The following is a 15719-nucleotide window of genomic DNA, read 5'->3' as shown; positions in this document are numbered from 1 at the left end:
CAGCTTTACCTGTCAGGCCAGTGTTGCGATTATCGGCAAACTCTATGACCTGAAAAACGCTGGCAAATCACAAGAAGAAGCCAATGACTTCATTAGTAATGACAATAGCATTCCCGATGAGCAGGTCGGTTCATTTATTGAGTTTGCAAATACCTTATGGAACTCACCTTCTGACAAAATTGTGCCCAAAACACAATTTTTAAACAACTTCCTGCAACAATGCCAAAGCATTGAGAAAGGACAATAAGACAATAACGCAATAACGCAGTAATACCTGTGTTACACAAAAAATACCCGGAAGATTTACCCGGGTATTTTTTGCTTCAAAATTTTTTTTATCTCAAGATCAATCTCGATAGGCCTGCCCCACCACAGATGCCACGGAATAAAGCGGTGCAAAGGACTCGGCCTGGGCCAACGGCCAGGCTAGTTCAAAAATTTTATTGCGGTATTTTTCTTTCAGCAAATCACCCTCTTCCAACTCGGGGTAAAGCGCCGATAACAATTTAACCTCGTTACTTGAAATTCGTTTTACCACGTGATAAGCACATAGTTGCTGCGGATGCGTAAGGCCAGCCGCCTCCATCAATTCAGCTAAAGCCAGCAAAGTATTGTGATGAAAATTTTTAACCCGCTCAGATTTGTCGTCCACCACCAGGGCTTTTTGCCTGATGGGGTCCTGTGTGGCCACACCGGTTGGACAGCGTCCCGTATGACAGGCCTGGGCCTGGATACAACCAATGGCAAACATAAAGCCCCTGGCGCTGTTGCACCAATCGGCCCCCAAGGCCAACGTTCTTAGCACATCAAAGCCCGAAATTATTTTTCCGGCCGCACCAATTCTAATCTGGTTACGCAAACCAATACCCACCAAGGTATTATGCACCAGGCGCAAACCTTCCTTCATGGGTACCCCCATATGATCGGAAAACTCGACGGGCGCAGCCCCCGTTCCACCTTCCGCACCATCAACCACAATAAAATCGGGGGTGATACCCGTTTTCAGCATGGCTTTGGCAATTGCAAACCACTCCCAGGGATGCCCAATGCACAATTTGAATCCAACCGGCTTGCCATTGGCCAGATGACGCAATCGCTGGATAAAATGCATTAACTCGACAGGGGTACTGAAAGCGCTATGCGCTGCCGGTGAATTGCAATCCACACCCACAGGCACCCCACGGGCATCGGCAATTTCCCGGGTAACCTTCGGTCCCGGTAATATCCCACCCTGGCCAGGCTTGGCACCCTGTGATAATTTGAGCTCAATCATTTTTACATTAGGCAGATTAGCCCGCTTTTCAAATTCTGCTTCAGAAAAATGACCCTTGGCATCACGGCAGCCAAAATACCCCGAACCAATATTCCACACCAGATCTCCACCATGCTCCAGGTGGTAAGTACTAATACCACCCTCACCAGTATCATGGGCGAACCCTCCTTTGGCAGCACCACTGTTAAGCGCCCTGATCGCATTGGCGGACAACGCCCCGAAACTCATGGCTGAAATATTGAATACCGACATATCGTAAGGCTGCGTGCATTGCGTGCCACCGACCCTGACCTTGAAATCGGTATTCTCAATATGGGAAGGCTGCATCGAATGATTGACCCACTCATAGCCATCAGCATACACATTTTCAATGGTTCCAAACGGCCTTTTGTCGATTTGCTGCTTGGCTCGCTGATAAACAATAGAACGCTGGGCACGGGAAAATGGCAAGTTATCGTTGTCATTTTCCAGGAAATATTGCCTGATTTCAGGCCGGATGGACTCCAGCAAAAAACGCAGATTTCCGATAACCGGGTAATTACGCCTGATTGAGTGACGGGTTTGCAGTAAATCATAAACCCCGAGAAGACTTAGCAGAAAGGCAGGAACAAATAAAATAAGCCAACCAGCCCCATAATTGGCGAACATATATAAACCCAACACAGAGGCCAGAAAAACAGCCAGCAAAACTGCATACCGGGAAAACAGCAACTTGGTCATTTAACACACCTATCCATATCGTGGGGTTGAACCCAAACTGACCTAAATCAAACCCGCACCTTAAAAAAAAACCTTGTGCTTGATAACACAAGGTTTTACTGATTCTAGCCAGAAAAAATGGCTAATTTAACAGAGTCATTATTTTGCAGCCTGCTGGGGAACAACCGCTTTCATGATGGCATCTGCCGTTGCGTCATCACGCACCATGAAAAGGAAGTCTGAACCTTGTTTGACCCCGGTAATGGAAGCCAGCTGACCACCAATAGTCGTTGCATATCCGTACTGTTTGTCGACTTTGGATAATGCATCAACACCCGCCGGATTCAAACCCAGTTTGATGAAGGTACGACCCTGATTGTCACGCACATGGTTAATGGTTGTGAGATTGTCTCGGGTAATCACCGGTGTTGGACTGACATAAATGGTTTGCTGCTCGCTAAGCTGGAAAGGACGAAAGCCTTTAATTACCTTATCTGAAGCAGTGTATACATCTACGCTGGCGGCCTTAACCGGTGCCGCGGCTTCTGTCGTTTCGGGCTTTTTAACCGTTTCACATCCTGCCAACGCCACAGCAAGCGGTAAAATAACCAAACCAAGTTTGCGCGAGATTTTCATGTAAATTCCTTATTAGTTAAAGCAATTATTCGTCTGTCATACGCAAATTACAACACATGCATCCTAAAAATACAAGATGGATTATTGGTCGAAAATGTCAAGAACCCTAAAATTTGAAGACATTTGTTTATTTTTGCGCCCTGATCAAGTCTGCCGTATCCCTGGCATTAAGCAATGTCAGCATGGGGATCAGCAACACTCCGTCCTGCAGTTCGGCTTCAGAGGCCGACATGGTTGAAAAGACCGATTTATCCATACTGGCCAAAACGGTTTTATGCAAGTTTGATTTATCGCTGATGGCAGATTTCAGCTTGGTTGCACCAGCGGGCGTAAGGCGCAGGGCCAAGGCTGGTTTGTCTTTGGCTTTAGCGACAAAAGCGGCCTTCACATCGGTCTTGCTTAACAAAACGCCGGAAGTGTAGTAGGTTTGATCGCCAGACTTGACAACCACATTGTCCAGTTCAAGCGTCTTACCGTTTTTACCTTTTTGGGCAGCGGATTTTGTAATTGAACCCACATAAATTTCAATATCGCCGCTACCTGTTTTATTGACCGCTCTGGCAGTATTGGTGGCAACCGGCTTGGCAACAGCTGCCTCGGTGTTATTGGCACTGGAAGCCTCTTTTGAACCAAACAAACTGCAACCGGTCAACGCAACGGATAAAACCGTCAGTCCTAATACCTTAACTAATTTCATAAAAGACCTTTCAAAAAAACAATATTCAGAAAAAAATAATTATCTTCCAATTATATTCTGTTCAATTGATTTTTTTTGTTAAAAAACATTAATTTATCGTAAACCATGCATTAATGGAAATAGCCGTGACACTTGTCTGTATCATTCAGATCAAACGCATTGGTACCCGCAACCAGACTGATTTTTTTGGATAACAGACCACCGTACTCAACCGGCCCGCTCATGGGCTTGGTGTCTATCCAATACAGGCGCGAAGTCAGGTAATATTCTCCAACCGGCACATTTGTAAATACAAACTGCCCGTAATCATTGGTTTTTGCCTGAAAAGCATTACGGACATACCGCTGATCTGGCTGACCGTTTAAAACCTTGCCTGCGCGACACACCTCCTGGTACCACTGATTGCTTGCCGCTGAGACCGGATTCAGGACAACATCCAGATAGGCACCGGTTCGGACTCCGCCATTGACTCTATCATGAATGTGAACCTGTCCCACCAGCATGGTTTTTGCCTGGGTGGCCGCCACGTCAGGACTGCCGTTATAGGCCACCCGCTGGACCTGTTTTCTGGGCGCATGCTCCAGGAAGCGATCTTTTTTCACAGGGCTTGATGAACACCCTGCCAACACCAGTGCCGCAGCGGGCACAATAAACCGAAGCAAATGCTTACCAGCAAAATGTATGGAAAAATTCATGGGCTATACTATTACCATCGTCATGAAGCCAACATTTTCTTTATGTAATATATGTAAAATATCAAACAGCTAAAGAAAATCAACCAAGTTATATAATATCAAGCAGTTATTGCCACCATGCTAACACTGCAATTTGTTTTTGGAAACTTAAATATTTAACAATATGCATCAAAAAAATCAACAAATCGTTCATGTATGGGATTTACCCACCCGTTTTTTTCATTGGGCCCTGGCTTTCTGTGTCATCGCTGCCTTTTTTACCATTAAAGCGGCAGGTACTACTGAAGGCTGGATAGCCAACAGTGGCATTATGTGGATTGATTGGCATTTAAAATTTGGTTATTGTGTACTCAGTTTGATTTTATTCCGCATCATTTGGGGTTTTACAGGCTCGTATTATGCCCGCTTCTCCCAATTCCTTAAAGGGCCCGCCATTATTGCCCAATACCTGAAAGGTGCTTATCAATCGCCAGGGCATAACCCGATTGGTGCCTTGTCAGTCATTGCCCTGCTGGCGGTTTTCGGCTTTCAGGCATTTAGTGGCCTTTTCACCACCGACGATATTTTTACCGAAGGTCCTCTGGCCCATTTGAATTCGGCCTTCAGCAAAACCATGAGCTCCCTGCATCGCAGCAATGAGCCTGTCATGATCATTTTATTTGCCCTGCATATACTGGCCATTATTTATTACCGGATTTTCAAAAAACAGAATCTGGTGGCAACCATGGTTTCAGGTACAACCCAAATCCCGTCGCAGGCGTCTCAAAACATAAAAAGTGCCTCGGACAATCTGCGCATTCGCATAATGGGCTTTATTACCCTGCTCATCACGTCTGGCTTCGTTTACTGGATCAGCACACTTGGTGCCAGCAGCAGCGGCTCTTTCTATTAAGAATGCTATTGTCCAAAAATTTCATTGGGTTCAAAGGCACAAAAAAACCGGATAAAAATCCGGTTTTTTTGTGCCTAAATTAAAAGATCATATAACCATGAAATCTTTTAATCGGGTTAGCAGCAAACAGCCTTTAAGCTGCTTGCTTAAACATGCCTAGTCTTTACGATAAGCATCGTGGCAGGATTTACAGCTTTGACCCGCTTTGCCAAAAGCCGCTTTCAGCTTGTTCAGGTCAGAGCTGTCGGCCGCTGCAGACAGGTTCTGAATGGCAACCTTGAAATTTTCACGTTTTTCTTCAAAACCCTTGGCATCTGACCATACCTCAGGCTTGGCATCACCGCCCTCAAAACCGGGACCGAAAGCAACCCAGGGCAACGCAGCCAAAGTATTCAGGATAGCCACATTTTCTTTAATGGCTTCTGCATCGTAAGGGACTTCACCTTTAATAACAGGTACCATTCTGCCAAAATGAGAAGCAAGCAGCACTTTGGCTGACTGACGATAATCGATGCCATCTTCAGGTTTAGCAAACTGCGCATTGGCCGCAGCCGAAATAAAGGCGGTACAGGCCAAGGCCAAAACCGTAATTTTCTTTTTCATTCATTTACTCCTTGCTGTGTAATATTTATTACAAATAGTAGCCCGAAATATATTTCAAAACAATTACAAACTCCCTAAACCAAAATAAAAACAATGCACGATAGATACCTTGCATTGTTTTTATTAAGACAGGGAGTCAATTTATTGGTTTACTTTTAACATTTAACCCCAATATGCCTAAAACCATATGCGCTTAGGCCACTTTACGGGCCAACTCGGCAGCCAGGCCAATATATGAACGAGGTGTCATATCCAGCAGGCGCTGCTTGGGTTCTGCGGGCAAATCAAGCTGGGCAATAAACTCGCGCAACGCATCCTGGGTAATGCCACGTCCACGGGTAAGCGCCTTCAACTGCTCATAGGGTTGTGGCAAGCCATAACGACGCATGACGGTTTGCACAGGCTCGGCCAATACTTCCCAGCAGGCATCAATATCGGCATCAATGGCCGCGGCATTAAGTTCCAGCTTACCCAGACCCTTCAGGCAGGAATCCCATGCCACCATACAATAGCCCAGTGCCACACCCAGATTACGCAAGACAGTAGAGTCGGTCAGGTCTCGTTGCCAGCGTGAAACCGGCAGTTTTTCTGACAGGTGGCGCAAGACAGCGTTAGCCAGACCAATATTGCCTTCAGAGTTTTCAAAATCAATGGGATTGACTTTATGCGGCATGGTGGAAGAACCCACCTCACCTTCTTTAAGACGCTGCTTGAAGTATCCCAAGGCAATGTAGCCCCAAATATCACGATTCAGATCCAGAAGAATTGTGTTGGCACGAGCAATGGCATCAAACAGGGCGGACATCCAGTCATGTGGTTCGATTTGAATCGTATACTCGTTTTGGGTCAGGCCCAGTTTATTCAGGACATTTTTGGCAAGTGCTGGCCAATTGATTTCAGGATAAGCGGATAAATGCGCATTGTAATTGCCCGTTGCGCCATTGAGTTTTGCCAATGGCTCTACAGCGGCTATCGCAGCAATGGCATTTTTCAGGCGTGCAGCAACGTTGGCGAATTCTTTACCCATGGTGCTTGGGCTGGCGGGCTGGCCGTGTGTCCTGGACAACAAGGGCTGATCGGCAAACAGATTGGCATAACGGACCAGTTCAGCCAGCACGTCATTCAAACGCGGCAGGATAACATTGGCACGCACGCGACTAAGCATGAGGGCATGTGAAGTATTGTTGATATCTTCGGAAGTACAGGCAAAGTGAATGAATTCAGCTGCTTTGGCCAGCTCTTGGTCATCCGCCACTTTTTCTTTCAGGAAATACTCAACCGCCTTGACATCATGGTTGGTGGTTCGCTCAATCTCTTTAATGCGCTCGGCATCGGCTTCAGTAAAGTTCTCAACCAGATTACCCAGTTTTTGTCTGGCCTGTTCCGAAAAAGGAGCCAGCTCCGGCAAGCCGGCATCTGACAGGGCAATTAACCAGGATACCTCGACCTCGACACGGTGAGCCATGAAACCGGCTTCGGACAGATATTCACGCAAGGCAGTGCCACGTGAGGCATAACGGCCGTCTAACGGAGACAGTGCATTGAGCGTACTGAGTTGATCTGCAATTTTCATAGTAAGAAAAATAAAAATAAAAAATTAATAAATAATGCCGCCACCAAGACAGACATCGCCATCATAAAGAACGGCTGATTGCCCGGGAGTGACTGCCCATTGTGGCTGTTCAAACGATAAAGTCAGGCGTGCCTGACTGCTGTCAACCAGGCGACAGGGAGCATCTGCCTGGCGGTAACGGGTTTTTGCACCATACATACCCGGCTCGGGTGCATGTCCGGCTACCCAGCTGAGATCTTCGGCATGCAACTCAGAAGAGAGCAGCCAAGGATGGTCGTGTCCGGCAACGACATAAAGGATATTATTGGCCAGATCCTTGCGCGCCACATACCAGGCCTCGGCCGTGCCATCCGCCTGCTGGCGACCCTTGACACCGCCAATACCCAGACCCTTGCGTTGCCCAAGCGTATAGAAGGCAAGACCATAGTGTTTACCTATTTCCTGCCCATCATCGGTCAGAATCGGGCCAGGCTGGGTTGGCAAATAACGGTTCAGGAATTCACGAAAAGGCCGCTCTCCGATAAAACAGATACCGGTGGAGTCCTTTTTGGCTGCATTGGGCAATTTCAATTCATGGGCAATATGCCGCACTTCCTGTTTTTCCAGTTCACCCAGGGGAAAGATGGCCTTGGACAACTGTGCCTGATTCAGGCGATGCAGAAAGTAACTTTGGTCTTTGGCAGGGTCCAGGCCCTTGAGAAGCTGAAACTGCGTTTGGCCGTTCTCTTGAACTGATCGCACCCGCGCATAATGCCCGGTGGCAATATATTCAGCACCCAGTTGCATGGCATGGTCTAAAAACGCCTTGAATTTGATTTCGGCATTGCAAAGCACATCGGGATTAGGGGTACGGCCGGCCGAATATTCGCGCAGGAATTCCGAGAAAACCCGATCTTTATACTCAGCCGAAAAATTGACCGCTTCTATATCGACCCCAACCAGATCGGCGACACTGGCCGCGTCAAGCCAGTCCTGGCGGGATGAGCAATATTCGGAGTCGTCATCGTCTTCCCAGTTTTTCATGAAAAGACCAACAACATCATAGCCTTGCTGCTTAAGCAGCCAGGCACTGACCGAGGAGTCGACCCCTCCGGACATGCCAATAACAACGCGTGGTTTTGATGATTTCTGATTCATCCCGCTATTTTACGTGATGAATTATTATTTTAGGGCCTAAGTACTTAATACCTCATCAACTACTTCAATCCAGTGTCTGACCGGTTTGACACTGCCGCTTTGCAAATGGGACATGCAACCCATATTAGCGGTAATAATCATATTCACCTGCCCGGCGCTGTCTATCTCGGCCAGCTTGCGGTCACGCAATGGCAAGGCAATCTCAGGATGCAACAAAGAATAAGTGCCAGCGGCACCGCAACACAGATTGGACTCTCCGAAAGCCGTCAGTTTGAAACCCATTTCAGTCAGCATTTTTTCGGTAAGTGGCCGCAACCCCTGCCAGTGTTGCAAAGTACACGGAGGATGAAAAGCAACGGGATTAGGCAATTTATTGAGTAAGCGGTTAGCAAGCTCGGCCGCATGTGGCGCCAGAATCTCGGCCAGATCCTTGACATGATCAACCAGATAATTGGCCTTTTCCAGATAGACAGGATCATGCCTCAAATGAAACGGATACTCTTTCACAAAAGCACCACAACCCGATGCATTCATGACAACAGCCTCGATTGTTCCAGCTTCCAACAAGGGGACCCAGGTATCCAGATTGTGTCGCATCTGCTGCAGTGAGGAATCGGTTTCACCCAAATGAAAATTAACCGCCCCGCAACACGTCCTGGCCGGCAATTCACAGGCGGAAATACCCACCGCATCCAGAACCCGAATGCTGGCAGCATCAATGGAAGGCATTAGGTCAGGCTGGACACAGCCCATGGGAAGCAAAACCTTGCGTGCATGCCTGCCTGCGGGACGCCGGCCTGCTTCACGGGCCTCTGGCAATTTGCCTGCCAGCCGCTCAGGCAGAACAGAGCGAAAACGACGCCCGACACGTACGGATAAGCCAAAAAGCGTTGAATTCAGTCCTTTGGCCAACACTTTGCGTTTGAGCTGATCCGCAAAACCACGCTTGACTTTTTCGTCCACCAGTTCACGGCCAATGTCCAGCAACTTGCCATACTCGACACCCGACGGACAGGTGGTTTCACAATTATGGCAAGTCAGGCAGCGGTCAAGATGGGTTTGCGAAACGGCGGTAGGTTCCTGCCCTTCAACCATTTCCTTGATCAGGTAAATCCGCCCCCTTGGGCTATCCAGCTCATCGCCCAGAATCTGGTAACTGGGACAGGTTGCCTGACAAAATCCGCAATGCACACACTTACGCAGGATTTCGTCAATGACCTTACCGTCAGGGCTATCCTTGGCCCATTGTGCTAAATTGGTTTGCATGCGCTTGGCTCACAGGTTTTTAATTAAACGATCTGGGTTAAAGATGCCTCGAGGATCAAGAGCGGTTTTAAGGCGCCTGGTAATACCCTCGATATGGGTCCTGAACGGGTGAAAAACGCCATCAGCAGGAATGGCATCGGGCCCGGGATAACGAAACAGGGTGGCATGTCCCCCCAATTGCTGGGCATTATGCCTGATATGCCTGATATCCTGAACCTGGCGTAACCAGCGTTGGCCACCCCCCCACTCCACAAGCGGGATGGATTCATTCATTTTGCCAGCCAAAGGAGGAACACAAACCCGCCAAATTGTGGTGTTATTGAAAAACGGATGTGACTGCTCACGTAATGAAAGCCAGAAAGCACGGGCGTCTTCATCGGCCAACTCATCACCCGGCAATTGGGTTTTGGCCTGGGCAACAGCAACCCCGGAACCAGACAACCGCAGATACATATGTCCGTTTTTTCCATTCTCGGGCACCCATGAGCTGGCACTGATACACAATGAACGGGCATGGACATGACGAAAAAGATCCATGGCCTGGTTAATCGTGCAAGCATGCCTGAGTGTTTTCTCATGTAACGGCTTGGGCAAGACCTTGAAAGATATTTCCATGAGTGGCCCAAATATGCCTAAAGAGCCCACCAACAGTCTTGACATATCATACCCCGCCACATTTTTCATGACCTGTCCGCCAAAACGCAATAACCGCCCTTCGGCATTCAACATCCGGACGCCCAGTACAAAATCGGAAGTGGCACCTGCCGCCATCCGTCGGGGGCCGGCCAACCCGGTGGCAATGGCCCCCCCTATCGTTGCCTGCGGCCCAAAATGTGGAGGCTCCCAGGGCAGCATCTGGCTCTGCTCCTCGAGCAGTTTTTCAATTTCATGCAAAGGTGTACCGCATGCGGCTGTCATGACCAACTCTGATGGCTCATATTCGATCACTCCTTTATAGGCCGTCACATCCAGCGAAATCACATTTTCCGTTGTAGTGGTCTCTGGATTTCCATAGAAACCCTTGCTCCCACCGCCTTTTACCAGCACGCGCTTGTGTGAGGCAGCGGCAGCAACCACCTGCTCACTTAGTTCATTCAAAACAAATGACATCATTCTAAAATCGCTCTAATTCAGGAAACTTGATTTGACCGGCATGAACATGCATTTTTCCATATTCGGCACAACGGTTCAGGGTTGGGATCTGTTTGGTCGGATTCAGTAATTCTTCCGGATCAAAGGCGCATTTTATGGCCATAAAAGCATCCAGTTCATCACGGGTAAACTGGGAGCACATCTGGTTGATTTTCTCCAACCCGACACCATGTTCGCCCGTTACCGTACCACCCACCTTGATACACAACTCAAGAATCTCGGCACCAAAATCCTCGGCACGGCGAACCTCATCAGGATCATTCGCGTCAAACAGGATAAGTGGATGCAGGTTGCCATCACCGGCGTGAAACACATTGGCGCAACGCAAGCCGTATTTGCGTTCCATATCGGCCATTTGCGTTAATACGTTGGCGATTTGCTTGCGGGGAATCGTGCCATCCATACAATAATAGTCGGGAGAAACCCGTCCGGCAGCCGGAAAAGCATTTTTGCGACCAGCCCAAAATAGCAGGCGTTCCTGCTCATTGGCCGATACCTGCAAACGCACGGCCCCCGCCTTTTCAAAAACAGCCGTCATGCGCTGGATTTCATCTTCCACTTCCTGGGGCGCCCCATCTGATTCACACAAAAGAATGGCCTGGGCGTCCAGGTCATAACCCGCTTTCACAAAGGGCTCAACCATTTGCGTGGCCCGTTGATCCATCATTTCCAGGCCAGCCGGAATGATGCCTGCCGCAATAATGTCCCTGACCGCATCACCGGCCGCCTTGACCGAATCAAAGCTGGCCATGATGACCGTTGCCGCCTCGGGTTTGGGAATGAGTTTGACCGTTGCTTCGGTCACAATACCCAGCATGCCTTCTGAACCGACAAAAACCGACAACAGATTCAAACCGGGAGAATCCGGAGCTGCAGAACCAAGCTCAACAATATCACCGTCTATGGTAATCATGCGAACCCGCATGACATTGTGCACGGTAAGCCCGTATTTTAGACAATGCACCCCCCCTGCATTTTCGGCAATATTGCCACCGATGGAACAGGCAATCTGACTGGAGGGATCGGGCGCATAATACAACCCATATTGGGCAACGGCTTCTGAAATAGCCAGGTTCCGTACGCCTGGCTCTACCACGGCAATAGCGGCAACAGGGTCTATATGGCGAATTTTATTCAGTTTTGACACACCCAGCAAAACACCTTGTGAATGCGGTGTTGCCCCACCCGACAAACCGGTTCCCGCTCCTCGGGGAACCACTGGCACGGCATGTTTCTTGCAGGTTTTCAGGACATGGATAATTTGTTCTTCGTTTTCGGGCAAAACGACAATGGCCGGCATTTCCTTGAACAGGGTCAGGCCATCACATTCGAAAGGTTTTTTCTCTTCAGGACGGCTTAAAACACAATGCGATGGCACCCCCTTCTTGAGTTCGGCAATCAAAGCTGAAAAATCATTCAATCCTGTTACCGGTTGCCGTTGTGCCCTCATGTCCCTGCCCCTTATTCCAGATCATTGTCTGCTTGTTATATTTCATTCAAGTATACCCATCTGCATAAGGGGATGACATACCGAAATAACCCTAATAGCCAGAAACCGGGATGCGGGATTTCAGACCAATACGGGCCAAAAGAATTTGGCCCGTATTGGTCTCATATTGCCGGCTTTAGTTTTCACTTTCCGCGGCAATGGCTCGACGCACCTTGACTGCCTGTGCCAAACGCTCCAGCACCTTGACTGAAGTGTCCCAGTCAATGCAGCCATCAGTAATGCTTTGTCCATACACCAGCTCCTGTCCTTCAACCAGATCCTGACGTCCGCCAACCAGATTACTTTCAATCATAACGCCAAAAATACGCTGGTCACCGGTTTCCATTTGCCGTGCAACATCATCCATGACCATAGGCTGGTTTTCCGGTTTTTTGTTACTGTTGGCATGGCTGGCATCAATCATGATTTTGGCTGACAAACCGGCCTTGGCCAACTGCTCCGAAGATTCATTGATACTTTGGGCATCATAGTTGGGGGCTTTGCCACCCCGTAAAATCAGGTGACAATCTTCATTGCCAAGCGTTGACACAATAGCGGAATGGCCGCCTTTGGTAACTGACAGAAAATGATGTGGCTGGGATGCCGCCTTGATGGCATCAATGGCGATCTTGATATTGCCATCGGTGCCGTTCTTGAAACCAACAGGACAGGAAAGACCGGAAGCCAACTCACGGTGCACCTGGCTTTCGGTAGTACGGGCACCAATAGCCCCCCATGAAACCAGGTCGGCAATGTATTGCGGTGTGATCATATCCAGAAACTCGCAACCGGCCGGCACACCTTCATCATTAACAGCCAGCAACAATTGACGGGCAAGACGCAGACCCTTGTTAATATTGAAACTGCCATCAAGCCCCGGGTCATTGATGAGACCTTTCCAACCTACGGTTGTACGCGGTTTCTCAAAGTAAACACGCATGATGATTTCAAGCTCACCTTTAAAACGCTCCCGTTCCGCTTTCAGGCGTTTTACATACTCCAGTGCCGCCTTGGGGTCATGAATTGAACAGGGGCCAATCACCACAACCATACGGTCATCTTCACCATGAATGATTTTATGGACGGCATCACGTGCCTCATGGACCACATTTGAAATTTTGGTGGTACACGGGAACTCGCGCATCAGGTGGGATGGAGGACTTAATTCTTTAATTTCTCGAATGCGTAAATCATCTGTATTGTATGACACGGTTAACTCCAGTTTTTTGAATGCTTGCGTTTATGGCGTTATATATACAAAAAGCCGCCAGGTTCTCTGGCGGCTTTTTGGGGATTTGGCTATTTTTACTGCGTAAGCTGTGTCCTTCTCTCCGCCCAAGGCTTTGAAAAACTAAAATAAAAGAAATAAAAAGACACAGACAAATGTTTCATGATGTTTATATCCTAGCACAGCTTTTTTTAAAAATAAGCTGTTTTGCCGCAATGCAATAAAAATAATCGAAAGATGTTCTTAATGCACCACAATCACATAAAAGCTCAGGCCGTACCGCCAACCGTCAGACCATCCATACGAATGGTGGGCATACCGACACCGACCGGCACGCTTTGACCTTCCTTACCACAAGTGCCCACACCTGAATCAAGCGAAAGGTCATTACCAATCATGGATACCTTGTTCATGGCATCAGGCCCATTGCCAATTAAAGTAGCCCCTTTGACAGGATGGCTGATTTTGCCATTTTTGATCAAATAAGCCTCGGAGGTGGAGAAAACGAACTTCCCACTGGTAATGTCCACCTGCCCACCACCAAAATTAACCGCATACAGGCCGTTTTTCACCGATGAAATAATTTCCTGCGGATCTTCCTTGCCTGCCAGCATGAAGGTATTGGTCATGCGTGGCATAGGCAAATGAGCGAATGACTCGCGGCGGCCGTTACCTGTCACCGGGGTTTTCATTAAACGGGCATTCAGGGAGTCCTGCATGTAACCGCGCAAAATGCCATCTTCAATCAACACGTTGCGCTGGGTGGGATTGCCTTCATCATCCACATTGAGCGAACCACGACGATCCTGGATGGTGCCGTCATCAATCACTGTTACCCCCTTGGAGGCCACCCGTTCGCCAATCCGGCCAGAAAACACGCTGGAGCCTTTGCGATTGAAGTCTCCTTCAAGGCCATGCCCCACTGCTTCATGCAATAAAATACCCGGCCAGCCCGAGCCCAACACAACCGTCATCTCGCCAGCAGGTGCCGGACGGGCTTCAAGATTGGTCAGCGCCTCATGAACGGCCTTGTCGACATAAGACTGCATCAAATCGTCTGAAAAATAATTCAATCCCAAACGCCCACCACCACCGGCATGCCCCATTTCACGGCGACCGTTGCGTTCTGCCAGGACCGTCAGGGACAGGCGTACCAAAGGACGCACATCAGCCACCAGACGCCCATCACTGCCGGCAATCAGCACGACATCGTACTCTGCACCCAGTCCGGCCATGACCTGGATGACATGCGGATCTTTGGCACGGGCCATTTTTTCAATCCGCTCCAGCAGGCTGACCTTGTCGGTGGCCGACAGGCTGGCCAACGGATCAACCCCTTGGTACAAATCATGAGGACGGTTTTCACCCGCCAGTACCTTGGTTTTTCCTGCTCCCTGCCGTGCAATGGTTTTGACGGTTTTGGCTGAAGACAGCAAGGTCTCGGGGGAAAGCACGTCGGAATACGCAAAAGCGGTTTTTTCTCCTGAAACGGCACGGACCCCCACGCCTTGTGAAATGGAAAAACTGCCGGTTTTGACAATACTTTCCTCGAGGCTCCAGCTCTCGCTGCGCGTGTATTGGAAATACAGATCGGCATAATCAACCTTATGAGTGAAAATTTCACCCAAGGCACTGGCCAGATGCCCCTCATGAAGACCCCAGGGATCAAGCAAAAGTGATTTGGCGGTTGACAGGCTTAGCATATCGGAATCAATTAGGTTCATTTTTCTCAATGTCAAAATTTATTTTACGCACCTGCCCGTTTTTGCCGGGAAACCCGTCAAAAACAGACGCGGTCAGAAAGGGCATTACCTGTGTCAGGCTGGCTTTATTGGAGTCGGCCAAGACAGTGGCCTGATAAACCTCAGTACCACTGTTGTTCAAGTCACGGATGGAAACGTGCAACTGGTATCGATTATAACTGGCCTGCACATAACGGTACTGCGGCGCCATGGCAAAACCGATACCGCTATAAAAGGGCTGATGATACCCCCACCCCCAACCAAAATTAAACGTGGGATAGAAAAACGGATCATAAAACGGGTCGTTTTCCCGCACCATTTGCTGACGGTTTTGCACGCCATACTCAAAAGAAACCTCGAAACGGGCTTTTTGCTTGCCAACGGCCTCGACCAGTCCTGTCTTCCACATCTGATTGCGCAACAGATTTTCATAAGTGGACTGTTCAAGATTTTGCCCTGCCTGGGTATTGAAACGGTAAAGCTGCCCTTGAGCATTGGCCGGCCACTGTTGGAAAGAAGTCATCTGGGTTGTGAATCGCTGGGTCGTTGAACACGCTGTCAACAACAGCACGAAAGCGGCAGTCAGAAAAATGCGCAGACTTGGCTTTGAAAAGACAGTATTCATGATACAGAGCTC

General features: G+C 48.7%; 15 protein-coding genes. 2 read left to right on the top strand and 13 right to left on the bottom strand.

What is annotated here, in order from left to right:
- Nucleotides 1-247, top strand: a 247-nt coding sequence (locus tag HCX92_RS06750) for a hypothetical protein (RefSeq protein WP_371808398.1), incomplete at its 5' end; no start/stop codon positions are given.
- A 99-nt stretch (nucleotides 248-346) separates the two neighbouring features.
- Here the strand turns inward: HCX92_RS06750 and HCX92_RS06745 are convergent.
- The 4 genes from HCX92_RS06745 to HCX92_RS06730 form a co-directional block, all read right to left on the bottom strand.
- Nucleotides 347-1993 (bottom strand): FMN-binding glutamate synthase family protein, encoded by a 1647-nt coding sequence (locus HCX92_RS06745; RefSeq protein WP_169294169.1) that lies wholly within the window; start codon nucleotides 1991-1993, stop codon nucleotides 347-349.
- A gap of 138 nt (nucleotides 1994-2131) precedes the next feature.
- Complete coding sequence (locus HCX92_RS06740; protein WP_169294168.1) at nucleotides 2132-2608, bottom strand: hypothetical protein; 477 nt, start codon at nucleotides 2606-2608, stop codon at nucleotides 2132-2134.
- A gap of 127 nt (nucleotides 2609-2735) precedes the next feature.
- The gene (locus HCX92_RS06735; protein WP_169294167.1) at nucleotides 2736-3305 is read right to left on the bottom strand and encodes a hypothetical protein; all 570 of its coding nucleotides are present in this window, start codon (nucleotides 3303-3305) and stop codon (nucleotides 2736-2738) included.
- Nucleotides 3306-3415: 110 nt separating this feature from the next.
- Nucleotides 3416-4000 (bottom strand): carboxypeptidase regulatory-like domain-containing protein, encoded by a 585-nt coding sequence (locus HCX92_RS06730; RefSeq protein ID WP_169294166.1) that lies wholly within the window; start codon nucleotides 3998-4000, stop codon nucleotides 3416-3418.
- Between the two features lie 163 nt (nucleotides 4001-4163).
- Between HCX92_RS06730 and HCX92_RS06725 the strand changes: the two genes are divergently transcribed.
- The gene (locus HCX92_RS06725; protein ID WP_169294165.1) at nucleotides 4164-4892 is read left to right on the top strand and encodes a cytochrome b/b6 domain-containing protein; all 729 of its coding nucleotides are present in this window, start codon (nucleotides 4164-4166) and stop codon (nucleotides 4890-4892) included.
- Nucleotides 4893-5048: 156 nt separating this feature from the next.
- Here HCX92_RS06725 and HCX92_RS06720 read toward each other — a convergent pair whose 3' ends face one another.
- From HCX92_RS06720 to HCX92_RS06680, 9 genes are all read right to left on the bottom strand, one after another.
- Nucleotides 5049-5495 (bottom strand): cytochrome c, encoded by a 447-nt coding sequence (locus HCX92_RS06720; protein WP_169294164.1) that lies wholly within the window; start codon nucleotides 5493-5495, stop codon nucleotides 5049-5051.
- A gap of 193 nt (nucleotides 5496-5688) precedes the next feature.
- Nucleotides 5689-7068: an adenylosuccinate lyase gene (purB, locus tag HCX92_RS06715; protein ID WP_169294163.1), complete on the bottom strand. Its 1380-nt coding sequence runs from the start codon at nucleotides 7066-7068 to the stop codon at nucleotides 5689-5691.
- A gap of 24 nt (nucleotides 7069-7092) precedes the next feature.
- Nucleotides 7093-8205: a tRNA 2-thiouridine(34) synthase MnmA gene (gene mnmA, locus HCX92_RS06710; RefSeq protein ID WP_169294162.1), complete on the bottom strand. Its 1113-nt coding sequence runs from the start codon at nucleotides 8203-8205 to the stop codon at nucleotides 7093-7095.
- Between the two features lie 36 nt (nucleotides 8206-8241).
- A complete protein-coding gene (gene glcF / locus HCX92_RS06705) occupies nucleotides 8242-9471 on the bottom strand; it encodes a glycolate oxidase subunit GlcF (RefSeq protein WP_169294161.1) in 1230 nt (409 codons plus the stop codon).
- A gap of 9 nt (nucleotides 9472-9480) precedes the next feature.
- On the bottom strand, nucleotides 9481-10581 hold the full coding sequence (glcE, locus tag HCX92_RS06700; RefSeq protein WP_169294283.1) for a glycolate oxidase subunit GlcE: 1101 nt from the start codon (nucleotides 10579-10581) through the stop codon (nucleotides 9481-9483).
- Between the two features lie 4 nt (nucleotides 10582-10585).
- Nucleotides 10586-12073: an FAD-linked oxidase C-terminal domain-containing protein gene (locus tag HCX92_RS06695; protein WP_169294160.1), complete on the bottom strand. Its 1488-nt coding sequence runs from the start codon at nucleotides 12071-12073 to the stop codon at nucleotides 10586-10588.
- A gap of 175 nt (nucleotides 12074-12248) precedes the next feature.
- Entirely contained in the window at nucleotides 12249-13322 is a 1074-nt protein-coding gene (gene aroG / locus HCX92_RS06690) for a 3-deoxy-7-phosphoheptulonate synthase AroG (RefSeq protein ID WP_169294159.1), read from the bottom strand.
- A gap of 287 nt (nucleotides 13323-13609) precedes the next feature.
- Nucleotides 13610-15064, bottom strand: a complete 1455-nt coding sequence (tldD, locus tag HCX92_RS06685; protein ID WP_169294158.1) for a metalloprotease TldD — start codon at nucleotides 15062-15064, stop codon at nucleotides 13610-13612.
- Nucleotides 15051-15707 (bottom strand): DUF4136 domain-containing protein, encoded by a 657-nt coding sequence (locus tag HCX92_RS06680; RefSeq protein WP_169294157.1) that lies wholly within the window; start codon nucleotides 15705-15707, stop codon nucleotides 15051-15053. Before HCX92_RS06680 ends, tldD begins: the two co-directional genes overlap by 14 nt.
- Nucleotides 15708-15719 lie beyond the last annotated feature (12 nt).

The sequence above is a fragment of the Advenella sp. EE-W14 genome (assembly GCF_012923605.1).
In the GTDB taxonomy this organism is placed as follows: Bacteria; Pseudomonadota; Gammaproteobacteria; order Burkholderiales; family Burkholderiaceae_B; genus Advenella; species Advenella alkanexedens.
This window is presented reverse-complemented; position numbering and strand designations above follow the sequence as displayed.

Coding starts and splice junctions, on each gene's coding strand:
- HCX92_RS06740 (WP_169294168.1), bottom strand. CDS start 2,608: ATGAAAATCTCGCGCAAACTTGGTTTGGTTATTTTACCGCTTGCTGTG.
- HCX92_RS06745 (WP_169294169.1), bottom strand. CDS start 1,993: ATGACCAAGTTGCTGTTTTCCCGGTATGCAGTTTTGCTGGCTGTTTTT.
- purB (WP_169294163.1), bottom strand. CDS start 7,068: ATGAAAATTGCAGATCAACTCAGTACGCTCAATGCACTGTCTCCGTTA.
- glcF (WP_169294161.1), bottom strand. CDS start 9,471: ATGCAAACCAATTTAGCACAATGGGCCAAGGATAGCCCTGACGGTAAG.
- HCX92_RS06725 (WP_169294165.1), top strand. CDS start 4,164: ATGCATCAAAAAAATCAACAAATCGTTCATGTATGGGATTTACCCACC.
- HCX92_RS06680 (WP_169294157.1), bottom strand. CDS start 15,707: ATGAATACTGTCTTTTCAAAGCCAAGTCTGCGCATTTTTCTGACTGCC.
- HCX92_RS06720 (WP_169294164.1), bottom strand. CDS start 5,495: ATGAAAAAGAAAATTACGGTTTTGGCCTTGGCCTGTACCGCCTTTATT.
- HCX92_RS06730 (WP_169294166.1), bottom strand. CDS start 4,000: ATGAATTTTTCCATACATTTTGCTGGTAAGCATTTGCTTCGGTTTATT.
- tldD (WP_169294158.1), bottom strand. CDS start 15,064: ATGAACCTAATTGATTCCGATATGCTAAGCCTGTCAACCGCCAAATCA.
- glcE (WP_169294283.1), bottom strand. CDS start 10,581: ATGTCATTTGTTTTGAATGAACTAAGTGAGCAGGTGGTTGCTGCCGCT.
- mnmA (WP_169294162.1), bottom strand. CDS start 8,205: ATGAATCAGAAATCATCAAAACCACGCGTTGTTATTGGCATGTCCGGA.
- HCX92_RS06695 (WP_169294160.1), bottom strand. CDS start 12,073: ATGAGGGCACAACGGCAACCGGTAACAGGATTGAATGATTTTTCAGCT.
- HCX92_RS06735 (WP_169294167.1), bottom strand. CDS start 3,305: ATGAAATTAGTTAAGGTATTAGGACTGACGGTTTTATCCGTTGCGTTG.